A 21,290-nucleotide genomic window follows, 5' to 3' on the forward strand; every position below is an offset into this window, starting at 1 on the left:
CCTCATGACCGCAACACGCTCGCTCATCACCCGCTTTGGAGGTATCGGTGATATAGTACTACTTACCCCTGCATTGAAAGCCCTCACTGAACGCGACGGCTCCCCCCCTGACCTTATCGCTGGAGCTAACTGGACATACCCCGTCCTCAAAGATTGCCCCTACATCAACGATATTTACATCTTGAATAAACGAGGAATCCCACCATTCCTCAACGCTTCCTCTCGTTCACTCAAACACGACCTCTCCCCAAAAAAATATAGAGATATCTACAATCTCCACCCCGAACCTAAAACACAAAGACACCTTAAGTTCCTCCCGCTGTCCTCCATTGCCCCACACCACCACGCAATGGAACATGAGTCTAACCGCCGCCTCAGAGAAATTGGTTGCCCCACACACACCCCTCCCGCCGCCCCACATATCTATACCACCCAATCTGAGATCGATACGCTCATTAACAAAGCCCCGAAACTCAATGGTGACTTCATCCTCGTCCAACCTGGGAATAAAAAAACCATGACCAGCGGTGATGTAGGCCGCAGCTCTAATACCAAATTCTGGAGCCACGATAAATGGCAAGCAGTCATCCAGTCCCTGGCTAAGAATTACCCCAACACCCAAATCCTCGTCATCGGCTCCCCAACCGAATCTGACTATGTAGATGAAATCATTTCCCCACTTAACTTCCCTAACCTCCACAACTATACCCGAGACCTCAACCTCATTGAGCTTAAAGCAGCAAGCACTCTCGCAGCTGGACTCATCACCGTGGACACCGGCCCCGCCCATATAGCAGCGGCGATGGGCTGCCCACTCATCGAACTCTTTGGCCCCTGTATCCCCGACTCGCACGCCCCACTCAACCTCGGCCAAACCATTGAAATGCTCGTCAAATTCGAAAATGAATCCGAAAAACAACGCCACCATTCTTCTATCGGCCTCATCACCCCTGAAGAAGTGATAGAAAAATTCACTCAAACCTTCGATTTTCATCGCACTCCCCCATCATCTCGCATTCTCTAAACACATGAAATCTCCGGAAATAACCAACATCCAAAAAGAACTCACCACACTCTGGCACCACCAAGAGCCAGAAAATACCCACAACGATTTCCTCGCCCTCCTCACAGAAAATCATAAGTGCAACTTCCTCCTATGGCACGAGGAAGATATCGCACGCAGAGAAGATATCGGACACGAGCCCATCTATAAAGCAAAACGTGCTATCGACGGCTACAACCAACGCCGCAATGACTTTATCGAAAAAATGGACAAGTTCCTCGTCGAGAACCTTAAACCTAAGACCTCAGATGTCCCATTTAATTCCGAGACACCCGGCATGATGATAGACCGGCTCTCCATCCTTGCCCTCAAAGAATACCATATGCAGGAAGAAGTCGACCGTACCGACGCCTCCGAGGAGCATATCGCAAAATGCACGCATAAAGTCAGCGTTATCAAACAACAAATTGCCGACCTCGCACTCGCTCTCGACCAACTCCTCGAGCAAGTCGCTAGTGGCACCCGTAGCTTCCGCGTCTACTACCAATTTAAAATGTATAATGACGCAAGCCTCAACCCCCAATTGCGCGAAGCCAAAACCTCCTAGGTTCTCCCTCCCCTATCACACACACCGCAATCATGGCTGAACAAGACATCGAGCTTATCCTTGGAAACTCCAACAAAAGATTCTCAGGTGTCACCTCTACGATGCTGCAGGTCCTCCCCCACCAGCAAAGCATCATGCCCCTATCCGTGATGGGAGCCCACCACCTCCCCCCGTCGGTACCGCATCTCTCCTTCTTGCAGACAGCTAAACTCTGCAAAACTCTACTCCCAAATGGGAAGAAGCGCGTCTTCCACGCACGAAGAAATGACGAGATGATCCAAGCCTTGCTCCTTAAGAATCTATTCGGAGCTAAAATCCACCCAGTGTTTACCTCCACCGCCCAACGCCACCACTCTAACTTTACCAAGTGGCTCATGCGCCAAATGGATGGCATCATCACTACCTGCTCAGCTGCTAATGCCTACCTAGATACACCTGCAGATTGTATCATCCCACATGGCATCGACCTCAAAACCTATTACCCAAGCCCTGATAAACTCCAAGCTTGGAAAGAACTCGAGCTCCCAGGAGAGTATGGAATCGGTATTTTTGGTAGAATCCGTCACCAAAAAGGCCTCGACATCCTCACCGACGCCATCATTCCCTTGATGCAGTCCAACCCTGCACCCACCCTCGTCATTGTCGGTGAAACCACCCCCTCCCACTCCGACTATTTACAGCAACAGTTAGATAAGTTCGCCAACGCTGGACTCAGTGAGAGAGTTCACGTTCTCGGCAAACAACCCTTCTCACAAATCCCTAAACTCTTCCGCGCCATGTCCCTCGTCACTGCCCTCAGCAGGAACGAAGGCTTCGGACTCACCGTCCCTGAAGCCATGGCCAGCGGAACTGCCGTCCTCGCCAGTGAAGCTGGCGCTTGGAAGGATGTTGTTAGAAATGGCACTGACGGCCTTGTCGTTCCATGCAACGATGTCGAAGCCACACAAAACGCCCTCCTAAAGCTCTTAGCAAACCCAGAAACTCTCCTTGAAATGGGGAAAGCTGGCCATCAAAGAATCCGAACGCACTTCACGATTGAAAAAGAAGCTGAGTCTCTTTGTGCCTACTTCAAAAACCTCCAGAACACAAAGCCCACCCGCTAAACCATGTGATAGCGCAACACGCTAATACAATAAAGCGTCGCCGTCTCAACCCTGAGTACAATCTCCCCCAAGCTAACTGGCTGCATTCCCGCCGCCATGATAGCATCGTATTCACTCTGACTGAAATCTCCCTCTGGACCAATCAATAGCCGGACAATCTCCCACTCACATTGCCCTCCAAACATGTCCTGCATACTCACACTCCGAGGGTCTAACGCTGCCACTAGTTCGTGCTCAATACGCTCGCGCTTTCCTAACCACTCCATCAATGACGCGGGCTCTCTAACTACTGGTAACCAGTTCTGCCCACACTGCTTGCATGCTTCCAGAGCGACACGCTGCCACTTCTGAACCTTTTTCCCATCCGCCTTTGCTACAGTATTCTCTGTCTGCAATGGCTGAATAGACGCCACCCCTAACTCTACCGCCTTCTGCACAATCAACTCCATATTGCCAGCCTTGGGGATTGCCTGAGCTAAATGAATCTCCCCCCCTCTCGGCTGAGTCACGACCTCGCCGTCTTGCTCCAAGATCACCCGCGACTTCTCAGCTGAAACAATCTGGCATTGAACAGAACGCCCCACCCCATCAAACACCATAATCCAATCTCCGACTTTCTGTCGTAGCACACGCACACAATGGTGTGCCTCATCCCCCGTGAGCACTAACTCACAACTCCCCCATTGCTCAGGGGCCAAATAGTACCTGTTGATCGAATTCATAGCCTTTGGCTGGATGCTCAGCTAGCAGAGAACTACTATCTCCACCTAACACCTGATGCTATAGATTCACCTCAGCAACTCAAGCTCAACAGGGTGGATAAATCCACCCTGTCAGGAGCTAGACAACCGCTTACTCAAAAAACTTCTTCGCCTTGGCAAAGAAAGATTCCTGAATCGGTGAATTCTTTTCACCAATCGATTCACTAAATGCTAAAAGCTTTTCTTTCTGGTCAGAATTCAGCTTCGTCGGCACTTCCACATGCACCGTCACATGCAAATCCCCCTTAGATCCATATGACAAATCTTTGATCCCTCTCCCCCTTAGACGGAATGTCGTCCCCCCTTGGGTACCAGCTGGCACTTTGATCGACGCCTTACCTTCCAGAGTCGGAACCTCAAGCTCACCACCGAGAGTTGCCACACTGAAAGGAACCGGAATTTCACAATGTAAATCCGCCCCGTCGCGCTCAAACATCTCGTGCTGCTTGATATCGATAAACACATAGAGGTCACCCGCTGGCCCACCTCTCAAACCCGCATCGCCATTGCCGGATGATCGAAGACGCGTGCCTCGATCTACTCCTGCCGGAATCCGAATTTTAATGCGTGCCGTCTCTTCCCTGCGCCCCTGACCATTACAGTCACCACACGGATCAGAGATCACTTGACCAGAACCATGACATTCAGGACAGGTCGTCTGTTGTACAAAAATTCCAGCCTGACGCGTTACCGCTCCAGATCCGCCACAGGTCGAACAAGTCTTAGCTCCTGTACCACTCTTAGACCCCTTACCACTACATGTGCTACAAGTAGCTTCCTTCTCAATCTCTAACTCCTTTTCGCAGCCTGAAGCCGCTTCTTCCAAGGTGATCTCTAAGTCATAGCGTAAATCACTGCCCGGCTGAGCCGCGGAACGACGACGCGAACGCCCCCCTCCACCAAAGAAATCCTCAAAACCACCACCGCCAAACGCCCCACCAAATACCTGCGAAAAGATATCGGAGGCATCATGGAAACCACCGCCGAATCCACCACCAGCACCACCGCCTTCAAATGCAGCGTGCCCATAGCGATCGTATGCAGCGCGTTTTTCTTCATCACTCAGCACCTCATATGCTTCACCAATCTCCTTAAATTTCGCCTCGGCTTCTGCGTCGTCCGGATTCTTATCCGGGTGAAATTTAATCGCTAGCTTGCGGTAAGCCTTCTTGATCGTTGAGGCATCAGCATCACGAGCCACCCCCAACAAATCGTAATAATCTTTCTTACTAGACATCCTACCCTCTCCTTATGATTCTTCACCTTCCTCAGCTACCGCATCAGCAGCTTCCTCGACGACAGCAGCTTGCGCCACCACCACATTAGCCGGACGAATCAATCGATCACCCATCTTGTACCCCTTGCGCATAATGCGAATAATCTGCCCTTCTTCGAACTCCTCGGAAACCTCCTGCGCCATCGCATCGTGCTCCTTCGGATCAAAAACATCTCCCGGCTTCAAATCAACCACCTGCACCCCTTGATTGCCCAAGAAATCGTCAAGTTGCTTCTGCACCATTTGCATCCCCATGTAGATCATCGAACCGGCATCTTGCTCAGACGCCGCCATTCCCATGCCAAAGTTATCAATCACTGGAAGCAAGTCTTCCAAAAGACGCTGGTTGCCATATCGAATCGCATCCGCCTTGTCACGAGCACTGCGCTTACGGTAATTCTCTAAATCTGCCACACTCCGAAGCAACTTGTTCTTCAACTCGGCCACTTCCTCCTCCAGTTCTTCCTCACGGCTGCGCTCTTCTTGCTCGATCGCTTCCTCCAGCTCCTTCTCGATTTCCTCGTTGATTTCATCCAGAGTCTTGCCTGCATCCTCAGCCGCAGCCTCTACAGGCACCTCCTGCTCCTCAGGATTAGTAATTGTTTCGTCTTGCATGGCGAAACTCATAGCTCGCTCACCTCAGAGGTCAACCCCCCATCTCCACATCTTGTTACAAAAATTCCTCAACGATCTGCATTTTACTTGCACGCCCCCCACACATCTCCTACCCCCGCTCACGTAGCATGCTCACATCCATAGCCAGACTCCTTTGCCTGCTAGCCGCCATCGTTATCATGGAGGTTCCTACTGCGCTGCTACAGTCCTACGCATGGGCTAGCATGTTGAATCAGAGAGTCCCTGAACAAGGTCTCTCAGAAGCCCTTGCCTCCACCTTCGATGGCGAACACCCTTGTGAGCACTGTCTTACCGTTCAAGAAATTCAAAACACGCAACAAGATGCCGGTGAAGAAACTCCACTCCCCCCATCATTCCAGCTCGGCAACTTTAAGCTCACACAGCTAAATAATACCGAGCTCCGGCTTCCCCCGCCACCCCGTGCCATCCGCATCCCCATCCATTTTGAACACGTGCTTCACGCAACCGACTTCTCACCCCAAGTCCCTACACCTCCTCCTCGTGTAGCCTGACACTCCCCCAATTTATAGCTCCTTTGGGCATCTTTTTTTTCGCCCCATCGGTCATCCACGCACTGGATCTATTTCCTCCAATGCGTGCTCTACAGACGCGTGGCACCACCGTGTCCGCATCCATTCAATTTTACTTTAAAAAGATAATACCATGAAAATTTCTACTGCTCTTACAGCACTCACTCTCAGTACTACTGCCTTCGCTCACACCAGCAAAGACGCACTCACCTCAGACAACCTCTGGAATGGTGGCCGCCCAGATGGACACGCCCCTATCAGCGTCATGGCCGACCACACTCACAACACTGGTGAGTGGATGCTTTCATACCGCTACATGCAAATGCACATGGAAGACCTCTACGTCGGTGATTCCAAAATCCAACCCTCACAAGCCGGATACATGCTCGTCCCCAGCGAAATGGACATGGAAATGCACATGTTCGGCATCATGTACGCTCCCACCGATAACCTCACCCTCATGGCCATGACAAACTACATCAAAAACACCATGGACATGGAATTCACTATGGGCATGAACCAAGGCAAGAAAACCCACATGGAGTCCGATGGCTGGGGCGACACCTCCGTCGGCGGCCTCTATAAATTCTATGACGCCGAACGTAAACGCGCCCACTTCGGCCTCAGCTTCTCACTGCCAACTGGATCCACCGGCGAAACCTTCAAAACCCCCATGGGCATGACCCGCCACCAACCATTCCCAATGCAACTCGGCACAGGAACCTTCGATCTCCTTCCTTCACTGACTTACCTCAGCCAACCCAGCGACCTATGGTCCTGGGGCGCCCAACTCAATGGCCGCATCCACCTCGGAGAAAATAACCAAGGCTACAGCTTTGGCGATAGTATCGGCGCCACTTCCTGGCTCGCTCGCAACATCACCGAGTGGGCTTCCCTCTCCCTCCGAGTTGGCGCAAAAAGCTGGAAGGGCATCCAAGGTGACACTGACCTCAGCGTCAACACACCAATGATGCCAAATATGTCTTCCCCAGCTGACCCACAAAACCACGGCGGCACACGCCTCGATGCTGGTGTCGGCCTCAACCTTTGGCACCCAAGCTCAGGCTTCCGCGTCGCGGCAGAACTCGCCGCCCCAGTCTACCAAAAACTCAATGGCCCACAACTTGGCCAAGACTGGACACTCACGCTCGGAACCCAATTCGCTTGGTAATCTTCCAATTATACAACAACGCATTCCCACGCAGCCATCCTCGTGAAGGCTGCGTTTTTTTATGCCAAAATGTCATTAACAACCTTCCCGTGGACATCGGTCAGGCGAAATCTCCTCCCCTGATACTGGTGCACCAAATGCTCGTGATTCACCCCTAACTGATTGAGGATAGTAGCCTGCAAATCATGCACATGCACTGCATGCTTATCGTAATGATGCTTCGTTGGGTTAATGACTCCACCAAAGCCATCCACAATGTTGTAGCCATACGCATCCGTCTCGCCATGACTTATCCCTGGCTTTATTCCCCCTCCTGCCATCCACATCGTGAAACACCTCGGGTGGTGATCCCGGCCATAGCTCGTCTTTGTGATCTTACCCTGCGAGTATGAGGTCCGGCCAAATTCACCACCCCATATCACTAAAGTATCATCTAACATACCTCGCTGTTTCAGATCCTTCACTAAGGCCGCTGAGGCCTGATCTGTCTCCTTACATTGCCCCCGAATAGCACTCGGTAAATTCCCATGCTGATCCCACCCTTGGTGGTACAATTGAATGAACCGCACACCACGCTCAGCCAATCGTCGCGCCTGTAAACAATTCGCAGCATAGGTCCCCGGCTTGCGCGCATCCTCACCATACAATTCATACACATGCTCAGGCTCACCACTCAAATCAGTCGCCTCCGGCACACTCGTTTGCATCCGATACGCCATCTCATACTGCGCTATCCGACTCTCAATCTCAGGGTCTAATTCCTTCTCAAATTGATGCCTATTCAAATCACTCAGTTTATCTAACAAAGCCCTCCGACCCGACTGACACACCCCATCAGGATTCGTCAAATACAACACCGGATCCTTGCCTGATCGAAATTGCACCCCCTGATACTTTGAGTCCAAAAAGCCAGCCCCCCATAACCTCGAATAAAGCGGCTGCCCACCTTGCCCCGCCGAGTTAAGTACAATAAACGACGGTAAATTCTCATTCATCGAACCCAAGCCATACGACAACCAAGCACCCATCGATGGCCTACCCGCTATCTGTGAGCCAGTCTGAAAGAAGGTAATCGCAGGATCGTGGTTGATCGCATCCGTGTACATCGACTTGATGATACAAATATCATCCACAATATCACGGTGATAGGGCAGTAGCTCACTCAACCAAGCCCCAGATTCACCATACTGCTCAAACTTAAATTGGGAACCCGCTAAGGGAATCGATGACTGGTTCGCCGACATGCCAGTCAGGCGTTGCGCCCCACGAACCTCCGGCGGTAATTGCTCACCATTTTTCTCGTTCAACAATGGCTTGTAATCAAATAGGTCCTGCTGAGCCGGCCCTCCTGATTGAAAAAGATAAATCACCCTCTTCGCCTTAGGCGCAAAATGAGAAACAGACGGCGCACCAAAACTCTCACCTAACAGGCTACTTAAAGCCGCACTGCCCACCCCAGCCATCGCCGACTTCAAAAAGTGACGCCGGTTCACAGCCATTAAATCATCATAGTTTCTCATCATCTTTTCCATATGCTCGCATCCAGATTTAAAATTGCCTGCCCCACCACGGTCATCGCCGCTAACTCCACAACATCCACACCTTCTGGAACCCCAGACTCCCCGTGCTGAACCAACTTCTGCGCCTCTTCCTCCGCTTTCTTGTAATGATCTAACTGCTGATTGTAGAGCTCTTCTAACAATTCCAATTCTCGCTCATCAGCTTCTCGCCCAGCCAAGCGCACAAACATGTACTGAAGACGCCCACCCTGCTCCTCACCACTCTCCAACGCACGTGTTGCTAGCACCCGAGCCGACTCAATAAATTGCACATCATTAAGTAAAACCAATGCCTGCATCGGTGTGTTCGTACTCGCCCGCTTCACATGGCATACTTCACGGCTCGTGGCATCAAATGCTGTCATATTCGGCAACGGCGCTGTGCGCTTCCATACTGAATACAAGGACCTCCGATAAAGAGCTTTACCAGTACTCTGCCTGTAGGCGGGTGACATTCCATTCGATTCACGCCACAAATCCTTGCCTGGCTGATAGGGCGAGACAGGAGGCCCACCCATCGCTCGGTTGAGCAAACCAGATGCCGCTAATGCTAAGTCTCGCACCTGCTCAGCCCCTAGGCGATGAGCTGGGCCTCTCGCCAACCACCTGTTTTCAGGATCCTTCTCTAACTGCCCTCCCCCAGCTGCCGACGACTGCCGGTAGGTCGATGACAAAGCAATACGCTTCTGCAACCTTTTGATGTCCCAGCCACTCTCTATGAAATCCCGGCTTAACCAATCCAACAACTCCGGATGCGACGGTAATGCTCCTTGTAAACCAAAATTATCCGGCGTCGATACCAAGCCAACACCAAAGAAATTCTGCCACACTCTATTTACAAAAACTCGCGAAGTCAGTGGGTGCCCAGGATCCATAAGCCATTGACTTAACCCCAAACGATCTCTCGATCCACCCTCCGGAAAAGCAGGTAAAATCGACTCAAACACATCTCTCTCAACACGGTTTTCTTCTGTGCGCTCAGCACTATATTCACCACGCTCCAAAATGTGAGCAGGCCGCGGTTCAGCTAACTCCTTCATAACACTGATCTCCATCACCCTATCCTCTACCCCAACATAATCTCTCCAAGCCCCCTCAAGAACCTTACGAGCCTCCTTCACCTTCTGAGCATAGTGGCTCATGTAATAACCACGTAATTCCACCTCACTAATCTCCTCATTCACCAACTCAGCTACCCCCACCCCGAGACTCAAAGCCTTAGACTCAATCGTGCTTAACTGCCTCTCGAAAATTCTTAAATCATCAATAGCTCCACCTTTAAAACCATAGTCCCGAAACCGTTGCCCCAGTGTCAAATGGCCACTTCCATATGTCTTGATTGATGCACTCTTCAATAACTTCCCACTTCCTATAGCCTCAACATCCACCGCCTCACCATCTATCACGAGCTCAATGCCATCTGCCGAGCTACTGCCATCATAACTAACAACCACATGCTTCCACTCCCCTTTTGCCAATGCTTGCTTGGTCCTCACTCCGATACCATTGCCTGGCCATACCCGATAAATTCGGAACTCTAAGTGCCCTCCCTCCATCACAATATCGACTCCGTTGTAACCTACGTCAGTGCCAAACGTCTTTTGTAGCACTACTGCCCGCTGGGCCGCTTGCTCCCCGTCTCGGACTTTCAACCCAATACTAAAGGGAGTGTAACGATCCATATGAAGCGAATCAGAAAACACCGCACCATTATCACCGTCACATGACAATGCCCGCCCCGAAGGCCCATCTACAAAGCCCAAACCTTTAGCCACTCCCGCTTTTGTATCCGCTCCTCCAACGCGATTCTCAATCTTTCCAGCTTCCCCTTCAAAATCATAGTAGGCAACAATCCCATCCCAGCCCTCTTGATACTTCGCGCTCTTCAACCATTGCTGAAAACCCACTTCAGCTTCCTCTTTGGCTCTAACCAACTCACGCTCACTCCTAACAACCTTCTCCTTGGCCTTACTCAAGGCCAGCTCTTCCTGCTCACTGGGCAACAAAATACTAGGAGATGGCACCTTCGCTGGATGATCGTACAAGCCATTCTCCGGGATCGAGTTAAAGAAGGCATACAAACTATAATAATCTTTCGCACTAATCGGATCGTACTTGTGATCATGACATCGAGCACATTCCATCGTGAGCCCCAAGACTGCCGTCCCAAAGGTATGCAATCGGTCAGCTGCATTCTCTACCAAAAACTCTTCTCGAATCGATCCACCCTCATTCGTGAGACGGTGTAATCTATTGAAAGCTGTCGCCTGCACCTGCTCGCGGCTCGGATTGTCCAATAAATCACCCGCCAAATTGTAACTCAAAAACTTGTCGTACCCCAAGTTCTGGTTGAATGCTCTCACCACCCAATCACGGTACGGCCATTGACCATTCAATTGATCCGACTGAAACCCGTATGAGTCCGCATACCTTGCCGCGTCCAACCACGCCACAGCCATGTGCTCGCCGTAACTCTCGCTCGCCAATAATCGATCCACTACCTGCGCATATTCAGCCTCATCCTTGCCCTCAAAATTTGCCACCATTTCAGGGCTCGGAGGCAACCCAGTGAGATCAAAACTCACCCGCCGCAACCATGCTGAAGGCTCAGCCTCCCCGTTCGCGATGAGCCCTTGCTCCTTATGCTTCGCAGCAATAAAGCGATCAATCTCCCCCTTGGCCCAAGCCGCCCCGTCTTCATCGGGTACGGCAACCTTCTCGGGCAAAGCAGCAAACGCCCAATGCTCTTGAAACTCAGCCCCCTGATCTATCCACATTTGAATCAACTCTTTCTCCCCTTCCGTCAAATCGATCTTTGAGGATGGCGGCGGCATGACCAAATCCGGATCATCACTGATGATCCTCTGCCATACCACTGACTGAGCGCTATCCCCTGGCACAATCGCATGCCCACCACCCTCTTTTAAGGCCGCATAGGCAGCATCAGCCGTGTCGAGCCTAAGCCCCGCTTTGTTGTTCTTCTCATCCGGCCCATGACAGAAAAAGCACTTATCCGATAAAATCGGACGAATGTGGAAATTATATTCAATCTTACGCTCCTGGACCTCAGCTTCCACCACCTCCTCTTTCTCAGGTGACTGACACGCATTGCCCAATACGCACACCAGTACCAATGCCCCCTTGGCTGCCCATTCTAGCTTTCCGTGATCCCGCATACCCCGAACCTTTACGGCACCCCCCCTCAATACTTATCAATAAGCCGCTTACAGCTCCAAAACTCAACTCCGAACTAAGGCTTCAGCACAGCCTCCCTGTCGCTCTATTTTTCAGGTGTAACCAAACCAGCCGAGAGAACCATCTTACTGGCTTGCTCTACAGACATCTCACAAGGCTGAATCTTATCGTTATCAATCAATATCAGAAAGCCAGTAAGGGGATTGGGACTCGTTGGCACAAAGACCGACGTCACCCCCTCACATTCCTCATTCTCTTGAAACTCCCCAGTGACAAAACCAATCAATCGACATCCTGGACTAGGATACTCGACATAAACCACGCTCTTGAACTTCCTCTCCCCTCCAAGCCCCTGAATCGCATCAACAAATTGCACCAAAGAGGTATAGATCAACCCGACTAATGGCAACCGCTTCAAAACAGACTCAAGCCCACGTAACGTGCGCCTCCCCCCCGATCGCTTCAACACTACTCCCGCGGCAAATAACAAAAACAACGGCAATAGAAAATGAAGCAAGCCAATGCCTGGAAATGAAGGTACAGCTGCCTCCACCCCGCTAAACCTCTGTAGCATGTTCCATATGAAGCTCACCATGCTATCGCCTATGCGCAGCAATAACTTATAGATCACATACAGCAACCATAGTGTCCCCACCATCGGTCCCACAGCCGCCGCGCCAGCGAGAATGCGCTTGCTGATTCTAACCCAAGGACTGTTCTTGCTCACCTCCATTTCCATAAATTCTAGCAGAATCCATCCACTGAAACACTGAAAATATCTCAGGTGAGCCAAATTACTTCACTGCGTAGCAATGCCTCCGCCCCCCTCAACTCCTCACTAAGGAGCATAGCAAGCCTAAACCTATCGGAAAGGCACATCCTCAACTTCCCCCAAAAACTTGGGCTCCGTCCCCAACACATGAATATCCAATACCATCTTCGGCCTTGCTAACAACTCCCGCAGCTTGGTTCTAAATCCGCCTCTCCCCTCCACATCCCTTGCTGAATAACTCACAGCATCAATCCCAAGTTCTGACGCCATATACATCGCACGCGCATTCTGAAACCCTTGCGATACAAAAACCACTTCCTCTATCCCAAAAACCTCCCTCGCCCTAACCACAGAATCCCATGTCCTCAGCCCAGCATAATCACACACAACCTTTTCCGCTGGAACTCCCATTGCCACCAAATGTGCCTTCATCGCCTCTGGCTCATTATAACTCGCTCGGCTGTTATCTCCGCTCACGATAAAACCACGGACATTCCCAGATTCCCACAGCTTACTTGCCGCCTCCATCCGATATCTAAAATACAAATTATCTCTCTCGCCAATCTTTGGGCTGCAGCCAAATACAACCGCTACCCTCCTTCCAGGCACCTCCCCAGCCTCAGTATAAACCTTCCCCTCGCTGGCTGCATCCGTCACCACATCCGCGTACCAAATGCTCGCAAGCACACAAACCACCCCCATAGTGAACAACACCGCACCCCACTTCAACCACCACCTTAAACCATACTTCTTAACTCTCTGACTTCTTGACATCACCCGCTAACTTACGTGGCAAGTTTTGCCAATTTTTCCATAATTGTGCAAACCCACCAGTCACATGCTCAGGTGCTAATACCTTTAACTTCCTCTCAGCTGACTCAAATATCACCTCCTCATAACGCCCCACATATTCACCATCTAACTCCACTGGCACGTCTCGGTCAGAAACTACTGTGAACGCATCCGATTGAATATACTCAACCGAGGAACTCACTAAATCAATCACTCCCGCCATCCCTTTCAATGAGTCTAACACAAACTTGTAACCTGATTCCTTGAAGATTAAAACATCTAACATGTCATCCTCATTGCATGCCTTCGAAAACAACTTCACCTGACCACCATATAGCTCCCCATTCCCCACTAACACCGCCACACCATCAAACTCACGCCCGTCCTGACAAATCACCTTCATCTTAGGTGGCGTATCCCCTAACACCTTTACTGCCGACATTAAATAAGCCAAGGGGCCTAACAAATTCTTTGACTCTACGGTAGTATCCTCGATCACCTGCGCATCAAACCCCACTCCAGCCATCTGAACAAATGGTTGACCATTGGCCATGAAAAGATCCACCTCCCTGACAAAACCAGCATCAATAATCTCTAAAGCTTTGTCTAAATTCGAACTCTGTAAGTTAGGCACAGGAATACCCATTTCCCGAGCAAATACATTCATCGTGCCAGCCGGCAACACTCCCAATGCAGTTTCAGATCCAGCTAATCCTTGAATCACCGCATTCAACGTCCCATCTCCCCCCGCAGCCAAAACAACGGGCTCACCCTGCTCCGCAAAGTCCGCCGCTAAAGCCCTCGCATCATCAATATCACGCGTAGCATACAGAACAAACTCCTGCGCTTTCGCCATCAAGAAATGCAAGGCCCTCTTCCCCTTCTGACTGCGCGCATTTGGGTTAAAGAGCAATGGATATCGCGATTGAGCTTTCGACATGCTCCCATCTAGAATCAAAGCCCCTCAGGCTGCAATCCGAAAGATCGTAATTGCACATCTACCAAGCGCTGCGGCATCCCCACCACATTGGAATAATCCCCCTCCATCCTCTCAATCAACATATCTCCATGCTCCTGAATTGCATAGCTACCAGCCTTATCTAACACATGAACCTGCTCAAGATAACGATCAATCGTAGCGTCATCCACCTCCTTGAAAAACACACTACTCACTTCGTGAAACGCCTCAACACGATCCCCATGTATCAAACACATCCCTGTACAAACATGATGCTCTCGCCCTGAGAGGCGCCTCAACATCTTCTTCGCCTCAGCCAGATCCTTCGGTTTTCCCAGCGGTTCTTGATCGACATACACCAAGGTATCTCCACCTAACACGACTGCTTCTGGGAGATCTTTTGCCACAGCCTGCGTCTTGATCTCAGCATTGCGTTCGCACAACTCAACTAGCGAGATATCTGACCGATGCTCCTCCTCTGCATCAGAAGTCACCACCTCAAACTGATAGCCTAGCTCCGCGAGTAATTCGCGACGCCTCGGTGAACCTGAAGCCAAAATTAATTTCACTTTCTCCATTCTTCTATATCAATGATTTCACCATGTCTCTCGTCCACCTTCGAGGCATCCCTCCCACAGCGCGGGCATCTCAGCCCAAGCTCAATCCCTCCAGCATTCTCCACCTGACACATCTCCAAAAAGAGATCTGCTTCACAATGTGGACACACTGCCTCCCTGGAAAAATACACCTCCATCCCCGGACGTAAGAGCAATAATAGCAATAAAACAAACACCACCCCCACTCCAGGCATCAAACCCGCTGCCAGAAAAGTACTCCCACCAACTACAGCCACCAGCATCGTCGTCTTCCAACTCTGATGCACGCGCCTCCTCAACAATGCCAATCGTGTCAGTGATGATGGTTTCTCCACGCCAAAGAGCTAGCACAGCTAGCCCCCATTCGCCAACGCAGATTTACCTCCACCCACTGAGCTCCCGAGTCGCCACCCCATCACCGCTACGCCGCATTGCGTAAAAGAGCCACCATCACCCCCTGAATCACAAGTTCTCGCGCAGGAAGCAGGTCTGGAAAAAGCTCATTCTCCGCCTGCAAATATGGCTTCCCACCATCAATCACATAGCGCTTCAATGTCGTCTCGCCATCAATCAAGGCCGCTACCACATCGCCTCGCCGAGGCTCGCGAAATTCTAAGATTACCGTATCCCCATCACAAATATGTGCATCAATCATCGACTCACCACGCACCTTCAACGCAAAGGTCCGAGCATTTCTTGGTAAGCCAAGACTGCGAATATCAATGGATATACAGCCATCTTGTTGCTGCTCCTGAGTCTCGCCCATGCCTGCTGCAATACTGCCATAGACCGGCACATCCACAATCTCCTCACGATCTAACTCTTCAGGAAATGCCACTGCCCGCGCCTTCCCCGGTACCCGCTGAATCACCCCCTTCTTCTCCAAGGCTCTCAGATGGTTCATCGCGGCAGTCTGACTTGCAAAACCAAAATAATGCTGGATCTCCCGACTCGAGGGAATCACCCCAGTCTCCCGAGCTTCCCGCTTCAAATACTCATACACCTCTTGCTGTCTCTTCGTTAATCCTTCACTCATAACATGAACACTGTTCTTAAGAACACACTAGTAACGACACGCTTTTATGGCAAGAGAAAAGTCGTCCCCCCCCCTCAGATCACTATACTAACTGGCCTCCGCAACACGCCCCTTGAGATTACTCACAAGCGCTGAAATGAAAATCGCAGTGAATAACACCCCACTCAAACCCGCAAAGGTTGCCGCCACCTTCGCTGCTGGACTCACAGGAACAATATCCCCGTACCCCAACGACGTAATAGTCACAAAACTATAATAAAGCTCGTCAGCACGAGAGGTTGGCGCACCCGAGACTTGATTCAATAAACACCCCGGATGCTCTTTCCCCATAAACATGAAAATCCCCGTCCAAAATAAGCCCAACAAGATATAGCCAGCTATCCCAGATAAGATCTTGTCGGACTTTAAGACCTTCTTCCTAAAAAAACTATGCCATACCAAAAGCCGGAAAACCATCAAGTGAGCCAGCAAGGTACAAATACACGCCACTAACTCTGCCACGTAATAGCTATCAAATAAATTGAAGGTGAGAGCAATCACACATAAAACAGCATACTGATAGAGCCACTTCTTATCCTGCGCGATCGCGTACCCCCCCATGCTAAAGAAGGTAAAATAAATGGCCGTTAACCAATACCCTCCCTCTAACTGCGCATCCCAGAACGCAGAGGTGACGATGAAGAACACCTCCGCTAGGATCAATAACATCGCTTGATTACGCAGCTTCATTCCAATCCCTAGGAATCTTCTTCAATGATGAGAACCTCTTCTTGCGCCTCTCTTTGCTCATCCATAATACGCTGCGCTTCATCTGCTGCCTCCTTGTAATAGCCAGCTCCAGACAGCGCAACTGAAATGATGGGCCCCACTAGGCTGAGCAACCAAAGCCCCACTAACACCTTCCCAGCTGTGTCTAACTTCCGATGATTGTGATACCCTGCAGGACACACATACAACCGGAAACTCAGCCAAATATGCGCTATCGGCACCACACTCCATAAAATATTCCAGCGCGACATTCCAAGGTTCTTGAGTCGAGAGAATGTCGTCATCAAGAACACCAAGAAAATCACAGCTAACATAACCACGACCACTGGCATCCCCATCTCAGGTGAATCCTTCGCAAGAACCCCCATGGCTGCCACTCCTATCCCCACTAGTACAATCGTGATCAAAGTAGGAACTATCCAGTATACCAATCTCCCCATCCCTGGGTACTGATTACCACGCCGTGCCTCCATGGCTTCCGACAGCGCGTTGTCATCTTCTTCCTGATTTGCCGTCGGTGATTGATAGGGATTCACTGCTGCAGGCGGACTCACACTTGCCTCACTCTTTGCTACCGCCTCTTTCTTCTTCTCGGGCTCCGCAGTTTGCACAGGAGTAGCTATTGGAGGAGGTCCAGCCGGAAGATCCTGTAGCTCAGGAACCTTATCAATAGTCACCCAGTCACTGAGTCCCGGACCCCATACCAAATCCCTCTCGCGGTCCACTTTCAAATGCTCAATTGCCCCACGCAAAACCTCCAGGGTCACTGGCCCCTTTCTCTCCCCATGTTGCGTATAATACCACGCTGCTGCTGCTTCACTCATGACTTGCCGCGCAGCCTATACACTCCCTCTAGTAATGAAAAGCACGCATTCCTTAAACTTCTCACCACTCTACAAGAAATAAAAAACGCCGCCTCCCCAGCTCAGGGAACGCGGCGCATGAATGCAAAATTCTAAGCTACCTACTCTAGTCGATAAACTTGATCTTTTGCGTGGCACCTGGAATTTCCCCCCGAGCCATCGCCTCATGTTCTTCGTCAGTACAGGATGAGTTAGTCGGCGCATCAGCCTCTGCGTCATTTTGAGTCAACAAGCCGTTCTCTATCATCCAAGCTTCCACTTCATCACCTGAAACATCTGCAAGCATCGTTCCGTTGACTTCCACACAGGGACTCAGCGGCTGCCCACTCTTCTGTTCCATCTCCCAACGAAATGCTGGGTTCTTGATGATATCCTTCTCTTCCCACGCGAGGTCGTACTTCCTGAAGATAGCGCGCACGCCTTCACTCCAGCCACAATAAGTCTTTAAATAAGCGACAATTTGTATCTCTTGGCTCATAATTAATCTGGTTCGATTAACCACAGCTTACACCGACTCTCGTCACGCGCAACCCCGAACCACCAACATCCCCCACCATCTCAAAATCACTCCACCTCACAGCCATTTCATCCCATTTTTTGCCACTCCTCACACAAAAATAGAAAAAAACCGTTGCAATCGCCAACAGATTCCTATAGCAATCCGCCCCCGCACGCACCACTCGGTGCATCTGAACAATTTTCAAAGAAGGACTAATCCGATGAACATCATTGACAAAATCGAAGCTGAACAGCTCAAGGACGAAGTAGCAGACTTCAACGTAGGTGACACACTCAAAGTACACACACGCGTTATTGAAGGTGGTAAAGAGCGTATCCAGATCTTCCAAGGTCTCTGCATCGGCCGCAAAGGTTCTTCCGTAAACGCTTCTTTCACAGTACGCAAGATCTCCTACGGTGAAGGTGTTGAGCGTGTATTCCCAGTACACACTCCACGTATTGCTAAAATCGAAGTTGTCTCACGCGGTAAAGTACGTCGCGCTAAGTTGAACTACCTCCGCGACCGTATCGGTAAGCGCGCTCTCCTCGTGAAGTCCGCTGACTAATTACTCACAAGTTATCTTTCTTGAAACGACCATTGCTCCCATGCAGTGGTCGTTTTTTTGTATCCTCCCATTCGCTCACTAAAAAATGCCCAGCAGCGATTCTCCCCCCTTGCTCTAATCAGGCGTCAGCATCATGCTCACCCTTCACTCAAACAATGATGTTGGAGATTTCGCTGCCACCTCACCAGAGACACTTTCCCTCGTAAGTTCCATTCTGCTGGCCACGTAGCCCAAGAAACACTAATTCCTAGTCACCGTGCGTATTCATTGGTCCATCTCCAGTATCCTCGCCATCTGCGTCTTTGGCAGCGTGCTCTGGTTCGGCGCCAAGAACCATGATTTCACGACCCCACCCACAGAATCTGAAATCACCCACTCTCTCGACAACTGGAAAAAGAAACACCCCAGCCTCCCACCGCGCAAACACCCGATCCCTCCCCCCAAAGAAATCTCTCCAAAGACACCCTCTACCCCAACACCCAAAAAACCACCACGCATTCCTCTCGGTGATCTCGATACCCGCCCCTCCCTCGACCACTTCCACCAACACCGAGACTTCTCCGCCCAAAGCTTCACCCAGCTCGCAATCGAGCTCGAATCACGCGGGAAGATCGAACACGCCTTACTCGCATGGGAGCGCGTCATCGACACCACTGACGCCACAGCCTCTGAGTCTAAAAAAGCACGCCAAGCCATTGCCTCTCTCCATTCCGCCCTACCCATTTGGAATGCTGATTCCACCACAAACTTTGACACCGTCTTTCACATCCATACCCCGGAACCCCTAAAGGCCGAAGCCTCCGCCCTCATTAGCCAACTGACCGAGGAAATTAAAAACTCTTCTAGTTTTCTCATCGCCCCCCAAGTGCTCATCAAAACATCACCACAGCGCGACGGCTTCCCCCCACCCCCACTGCGTATCTGGCTCAGCGCCACAGGAGACTCCCCAAAAGAAACCCCTCAACTCACCATCAGACTCACCGAGGGTGACGCTCCACTCAGCGAACAACTCTACATGGCAATCTATCGCTCTATCGCCGGCCAGCTCCAGCAAGATGGCACCCTCATGCCCCCCGCCTCAATCTCCACCGAAGATAGCCCACAGACAGCCCTCACCACCTACCTGACACGACTCCACTGGAAACGCTTAGTCGAAACCCTCACTACCGAAACCTCCCCCTCACCACCAGCCGTCATCATCATCGAGGAAAATACTGACTCAAACTAGTGTAGTGTCAGCTAAGTAATGAACATCATTGCGAAAGGTTATTTTTTATCCGGACCGCGCGAGCTCCACATCGCCTAGCAAGTTCTTATTCAATGAGTATTTAGCTTGAAAGTTCCCCGCCACCCACTAGCGTCCGCTCCATGCTCCAGGCAGGAATCGTAGGTCTACCAAACGTCGGAAAATCCACTCTCTTTAACGCAGTCACCCGCACACGCAAAGCGGAGGCAGCAAACTACCCATTCTGCACGATCGACCCCAATGTTGGCGTCGTGACTGTCCCCGATGAGCGCATCGCTGTCCTCAGCGAACTCTCTGGCTCAAAAAAACAAATCCCTACAGCAATCGAGTTTGTCGATATCGCCGGACTCGTAGAAGGGGCTTCTAAAGGCGCCGGACTCGGTAATAAATTCCTCGCCAACATCCGCGAAGTCGATGCCATCGTCCAAGTCATCCGCTGCTTCGAAAATGAAGACATCATCCACGAACTCGGCTCCGTTGACCCAGTCCGTGATATCGAAATTATCAACTCAGAGCTCATCCTCGCCGACATCGCAGCCATGGACAAGCGCCGTGAGTCACGCGCCAAAAAAGCCAAAGGCGGCGATAAAGAATCAAAGGCCGAAGTAGAGCTCATCGACAAGCTGCTCCCCCACCTCAACGAAGGTCACCCAGCGATCACCCTCGAACTCAGCGATGAAGAAAAAGCCTTACTCAAAGAATTCTTCCTCCTCTCCAATAAACGCTCCATCTTCGCCTGCAACGTGTCAGAAGACGATCTTGCCGAAGCTACAGCAAATCCAGATGACCACCCACTCGTTTCCAAGGTGAAAGCATACGCCGCCGAAATGCATGGCGCTGAGTCTATCGTCATCTCCGCCAGCATCGAGGAAGAACTCATGGACCTCGATCCTGAAGAAGCTCAGGAATTCCTCGGCGACATGGGCGTCACTGACTCAGGTGTCTCCACTTTGATCAAAGGCGTCTACCACCTCCTCGGCCTTCGCACCTACCTCACCACCGGCGTCCAAGAAACGCGCGCCTGGACCATCACAGCTGGCGACAAAGCCCCAGCCGCCGCTGGTGTCATTCACACCGACTTTGAAAAACAATTCATCCGTGCCGAGGTCATCGCATACGACGACTACGTCACCCACAAAACGGTTGCTGCAGCACGCGACGCTGGAGCCCTTCGAGCCGAAGGCAAAGACTACGAAGTTCAAGATGGCGATGTCATCAACTTCCTAACTGGCGCCTAAGCTCACTCTCCAAAATTCCCCCCTTTCTCAGCCACTCCGTGTCAGCGAGTGGCTTTTATGTGAAGAGAGGTCAACTGGTAAGTTTGTTTCCTTTCTATTGGTTAGGGGTAAGTTGT

22 protein-coding genes are annotated in these 21,290 nt (G+C 50.9%); 8 read left to right on the forward strand and 14 right to left on the reverse strand.

The features are described from left to right. Window positions 1-4: 4 nt before the first annotated feature. The 3 genes from ACFSW8_RS11550 to ACFSW8_RS11560 are packed head-to-tail and all read left to right on the forward strand — an operon-like array spanning window position 5 to window position 2,713. Window positions 5-1,024 (forward strand): glycosyltransferase family 9 protein, encoded by a 1,020-nt coding sequence (locus ACFSW8_RS11550; protein WP_377086305.1) that lies wholly within the window; start codon window positions 5-7, stop codon window positions 1,022-1,024. Between the two features lie 4 nt (window positions 1,025-1,028). Then, window positions 1,029-1,610 (forward strand): DUF4254 domain-containing protein, encoded by a 582-nt coding sequence (locus ACFSW8_RS11555; protein WP_377086306.1) that lies wholly within the window; start codon window positions 1,029-1,031, stop codon window positions 1,608-1,610. A 32-nt stretch (window positions 1,611-1,642) separates the two neighbouring features. After that, complete coding sequence (locus ACFSW8_RS11560; protein WP_377086308.1) at window positions 1,643-2,713, forward strand: glycosyltransferase family 4 protein; 1,071 nt, start codon at window positions 1,643-1,645, stop codon at window positions 2,711-2,713. Here ACFSW8_RS11560 and ACFSW8_RS11565 read toward each other — a convergent pair. From ACFSW8_RS11565 to grpE, 3 genes are all read right to left on the reverse strand, one after another. After that, window positions 2,710-3,435: an RsmE family RNA methyltransferase gene (locus ACFSW8_RS11565; protein ID WP_377086309.1), complete on the reverse strand. Its 726-nt coding sequence runs from the start codon at window positions 3,433-3,435 to the stop codon at window positions 2,710-2,712. The genes ACFSW8_RS11560 and ACFSW8_RS11565 overlap by 4 nt on opposite strands. Before the next feature lie 130 nt (window positions 3,436-3,565). Next, window positions 3,566-4,711 (reverse strand): molecular chaperone DnaJ, encoded by a 1,146-nt coding sequence (gene dnaJ, locus ACFSW8_RS11570; protein WP_377086312.1) that lies wholly within the window; start codon window positions 4,709-4,711, stop codon window positions 3,566-3,568. A gap of 12 nt (window positions 4,712-4,723) precedes the next feature. Further along, complete coding sequence (gene grpE, locus ACFSW8_RS11575) at window positions 4,724-5,365, reverse strand: nucleotide exchange factor GrpE (RefSeq protein ID WP_377178295.1); 642 nt, start codon at window positions 5,363-5,365, stop codon at window positions 4,724-4,726. A gap of 128 nt (window positions 5,366-5,493) precedes the next feature. On the opposite strand from grpE, the gene ACFSW8_RS11580 reads away from it, so the two are divergent. Both ACFSW8_RS11580 and ACFSW8_RS11585 read left to right on the forward strand, forming a co-directional pair. After that, complete coding sequence (locus ACFSW8_RS11580) at window positions 5,494-5,898, forward strand: hypothetical protein (protein WP_377086316.1); 405 nt, start codon at window positions 5,494-5,496, stop codon at window positions 5,896-5,898. Window positions 5,899-6,049: 151 nt separating this feature from the next. Beyond that, window positions 6,050-7,087 (forward strand): transporter, encoded by a 1,038-nt coding sequence (locus ACFSW8_RS11585; protein ID WP_377086320.1) that lies wholly within the window; start codon window positions 6,050-6,052, stop codon window positions 7,085-7,087. A gap of 59 nt (window positions 7,088-7,146) precedes the next feature. Here the strand turns inward: ACFSW8_RS11585 and ACFSW8_RS11590 are convergent, their stop codons facing one another. From ACFSW8_RS11590 to ACFSW8_RS11640, 11 genes are all read right to left on the reverse strand, one after another. Then, window positions 7,147-8,619: a DUF1501 domain-containing protein gene (locus ACFSW8_RS11590; RefSeq protein WP_377086322.1), complete on the reverse strand. Its 1,473-nt coding sequence runs from the start codon at window positions 8,617-8,619 to the stop codon at window positions 7,147-7,149. Next, window positions 8,607-11,822, reverse strand: coding sequence for a DUF1553 domain-containing protein (locus tag ACFSW8_RS11595; RefSeq protein WP_377086324.1), 3,216 nt, complete (start codon window positions 11,820-11,822; stop codon window positions 8,607-8,609). Before ACFSW8_RS11595 ends, ACFSW8_RS11590 begins: the two co-directional genes overlap by 13 nt. A 104-nt stretch (window positions 11,823-11,926) precedes the next feature. After that, complete coding sequence (locus tag ACFSW8_RS11600; RefSeq protein ID WP_377178297.1) at window positions 11,927-12,580, reverse strand: DUF502 domain-containing protein; 654 nt, start codon at window positions 12,578-12,580, stop codon at window positions 11,927-11,929. A gap of 123 nt (window positions 12,581-12,703) precedes the next feature. After that, window positions 12,704-13,315, reverse strand: coding sequence for a SanA/YdcF family protein (locus tag ACFSW8_RS11605; RefSeq protein ID WP_377178299.1), 612 nt, complete (start codon window positions 13,313-13,315; stop codon window positions 12,704-12,706). 49 nt (window positions 13,316-13,364) lie between these two features. Continuing rightward, on the reverse strand, window positions 13,365-14,345 hold the full coding sequence (locus ACFSW8_RS11610; protein WP_377086328.1) for a diacylglycerol/lipid kinase family protein: 981 nt from the start codon (window positions 14,343-14,345) through the stop codon (window positions 13,365-13,367). Window positions 14,346-14,359: 14 nt separating this feature from the next. Continuing rightward, window positions 14,360-14,941 carry a Maf family protein gene (locus ACFSW8_RS11615; protein WP_377086330.1) on the reverse strand — a complete coding sequence of 194 codons (582 nt, stop codon included), beginning with the start codon at window positions 14,939-14,941 and terminating at the stop codon, window positions 14,360-14,362. Continuing rightward, on the reverse strand, window positions 14,929-15,294 hold the full coding sequence (locus tag ACFSW8_RS11620; protein WP_377086332.1) for a hypothetical protein: 366 nt from the start codon (window positions 15,292-15,294) through the stop codon (window positions 14,929-14,931). Before ACFSW8_RS11620 ends, ACFSW8_RS11615 begins: the two co-directional genes overlap by 13 nt. A gap of 86 nt (window positions 15,295-15,380) precedes the next feature. Continuing rightward, entirely contained in the window at window positions 15,381-15,995 is a 615-nt protein-coding gene (lexA, locus tag ACFSW8_RS11625) for a transcriptional repressor LexA (protein WP_377086334.1), read from the reverse strand. An 87-nt stretch (window positions 15,996-16,082) separates the two neighbouring features. Further along, complete coding sequence (locus ACFSW8_RS11630) at window positions 16,083-16,724, reverse strand: potassium channel family protein (protein ID WP_377086336.1); 642 nt, start codon at window positions 16,722-16,724, stop codon at window positions 16,083-16,085. An 8-nt stretch (window positions 16,725-16,732) separates the two neighbouring features. After that, a complete protein-coding gene (locus ACFSW8_RS11635) occupies window positions 16,733-17,587 on the reverse strand; it encodes a DUF4339 domain-containing protein (protein ID WP_377086338.1) in 855 nt (284 codons plus the stop codon). A gap of 145 nt (window positions 17,588-17,732) precedes the next feature. After that, window positions 17,733-18,104 (reverse strand): glutaredoxin family protein, encoded by a 372-nt coding sequence (locus ACFSW8_RS11640; RefSeq protein ID WP_377091368.1) that lies wholly within the window; start codon window positions 18,102-18,104, stop codon window positions 17,733-17,735. Window positions 18,105-18,345: 241 nt separating this feature from the next. On the opposite strand from ACFSW8_RS11640, the gene rplS reads away from it, so the two are divergent. From rplS to ychF, 3 genes are all read left to right on the forward strand, one after another. Continuing rightward, window positions 18,346-18,690 (forward strand): 50S ribosomal protein L19, encoded by a 345-nt coding sequence (gene rplS / locus ACFSW8_RS11645; RefSeq protein WP_377086342.1) that lies wholly within the window; start codon window positions 18,346-18,348, stop codon window positions 18,688-18,690. Between the two features lie 256 nt (window positions 18,691-18,946). Further along, window positions 18,947-19,918 carry a hypothetical protein gene (locus tag ACFSW8_RS11650; protein WP_377086343.1) on the forward strand — a complete coding sequence of 324 codons (972 nt, stop codon included), beginning with the start codon at window positions 18,947-18,949 and terminating at the stop codon, window positions 19,916-19,918. Between the two features lie 140 nt (window positions 19,919-20,058). Then, entirely contained in the window at window positions 20,059-21,174 is a 1,116-nt protein-coding gene (gene ychF, locus ACFSW8_RS11655) for a redox-regulated ATPase YchF (protein WP_377086344.1), read from the forward strand. The last annotated feature ends 116 nt before the right edge of the window (window positions 21,175-21,290 follow it).

It is taken from the genome of Rubritalea tangerina (assembly GCF_042683245.1).
In the GTDB taxonomy this organism is placed as follows: Bacteria; Verrucomicrobiota; Verrucomicrobiia; order Verrucomicrobiales; family Akkermansiaceae; genus Rubritalea; species Rubritalea tangerina.

Excerpts from the sequence above, each read along its gene's own strand:
- ACFSW8_RS11550 (WP_377086305.1), top strand. The coding sequence starts at position 5 with ATGACCGCAACACGCTCGCTCATCACCCGCTTTGGAGGTATCGGTGAT.
- ACFSW8_RS11555 (WP_377086306.1), top strand. The coding sequence starts at position 1,029 with ATGAAATCTCCGGAAATAACCAACATCCAAAAAGAACTCACCACACTC.
- ACFSW8_RS11560 (WP_377086308.1), top strand. The coding sequence starts at position 1,643 with ATGGCTGAACAAGACATCGAGCTTATCCTTGGAAACTCCAACAAAAGA.
- ACFSW8_RS11565 (WP_377086309.1), bottom strand. The coding sequence starts at position 3,435 with ATGAATTCGATCAACAGGTACTATTTGGCCCCTGAGCAATGGGGGAGT.
- dnaJ (WP_377086312.1), bottom strand. The coding sequence starts at position 4,711 with ATGTCTAGTAAGAAAGATTATTACGATTTGTTGGGGGTGGCTCGTGAT.
- grpE (WP_377178295.1), bottom strand. The coding sequence starts at position 5,365 with ATGCAAGACGAAACAATTACTAATCCTGAGGAGCAGGAGGTGCCTGTA.
- ACFSW8_RS11580 (WP_377086316.1), top strand. The coding sequence starts at position 5,494 with ATGCTCACATCCATAGCCAGACTCCTTTGCCTGCTAGCCGCCATCGTT.
- ACFSW8_RS11585 (WP_377086320.1), top strand. The coding sequence starts at position 6,050 with ATGAAAATTTCTACTGCTCTTACAGCACTCACTCTCAGTACTACTGCC.
- ACFSW8_RS11590 (WP_377086322.1), bottom strand. The coding sequence starts at position 8,619 with ATGGAAAAGATGATGAGAAACTATGATGATTTAATGGCTGTGAACCGG.
- ACFSW8_RS11595 (WP_377086324.1), bottom strand. The coding sequence starts at position 11,822 with ATGCGGGATCACGGAAAGCTAGAATGGGCAGCCAAGGGGGCATTGGTA.
- ACFSW8_RS11600 (WP_377178297.1), bottom strand. The coding sequence starts at position 12,580 with ATGGAAATGGAGGTGAGCAAGAACAGTCCTTGGGTTAGAATCAGCAAG.
- ACFSW8_RS11605 (WP_377178299.1), bottom strand. The coding sequence starts at position 13,315 with ATGGGGGTGGTTTGTGTGCTTGCGAGCATTTGGTACGCGGATGTGGTG.
- ACFSW8_RS11610 (WP_377086328.1), bottom strand. The coding sequence starts at position 14,345 with ATGTCGAAAGCTCAATCGCGATATCCATTGCTCTTTAACCCAAATGCG.
- ACFSW8_RS11615 (WP_377086330.1), bottom strand. The coding sequence starts at position 14,941 with ATGGAGAAAGTGAAATTAATTTTGGCTTCAGGTTCACCGAGGCGTCGC.
- lexA (WP_377086334.1), bottom strand. The coding sequence starts at position 15,995 with ATGAGTGAAGGATTAACGAAGAGACAGCAAGAGGTGTATGAGTATTTG.
- ACFSW8_RS11630 (WP_377086336.1), bottom strand. The coding sequence starts at position 16,724 with ATGAAGCTGCGTAATCAAGCGATGTTATTGATCCTAGCGGAGGTGTTC.
- ACFSW8_RS11635 (WP_377086338.1), bottom strand. The coding sequence starts at position 17,587 with ATGAGTGAAGCAGCAGCAGCGTGGTATTATACGCAACATGGGGAGAGA.
- ACFSW8_RS11640 (WP_377091368.1), bottom strand. The coding sequence starts at position 18,104 with ATGAGCCAAGAGATACAAATTGTCGCTTATTTAAAGACTTATTGTGGC.
- rplS (WP_377086342.1), top strand. The coding sequence starts at position 18,346 with ATGAACATCATTGACAAAATCGAAGCTGAACAGCTCAAGGACGAAGTA.
- ychF (WP_377086344.1), top strand. The coding sequence starts at position 20,059 with ATGCTCCAGGCAGGAATCGTAGGTCTACCAAACGTCGGAAAATCCACT.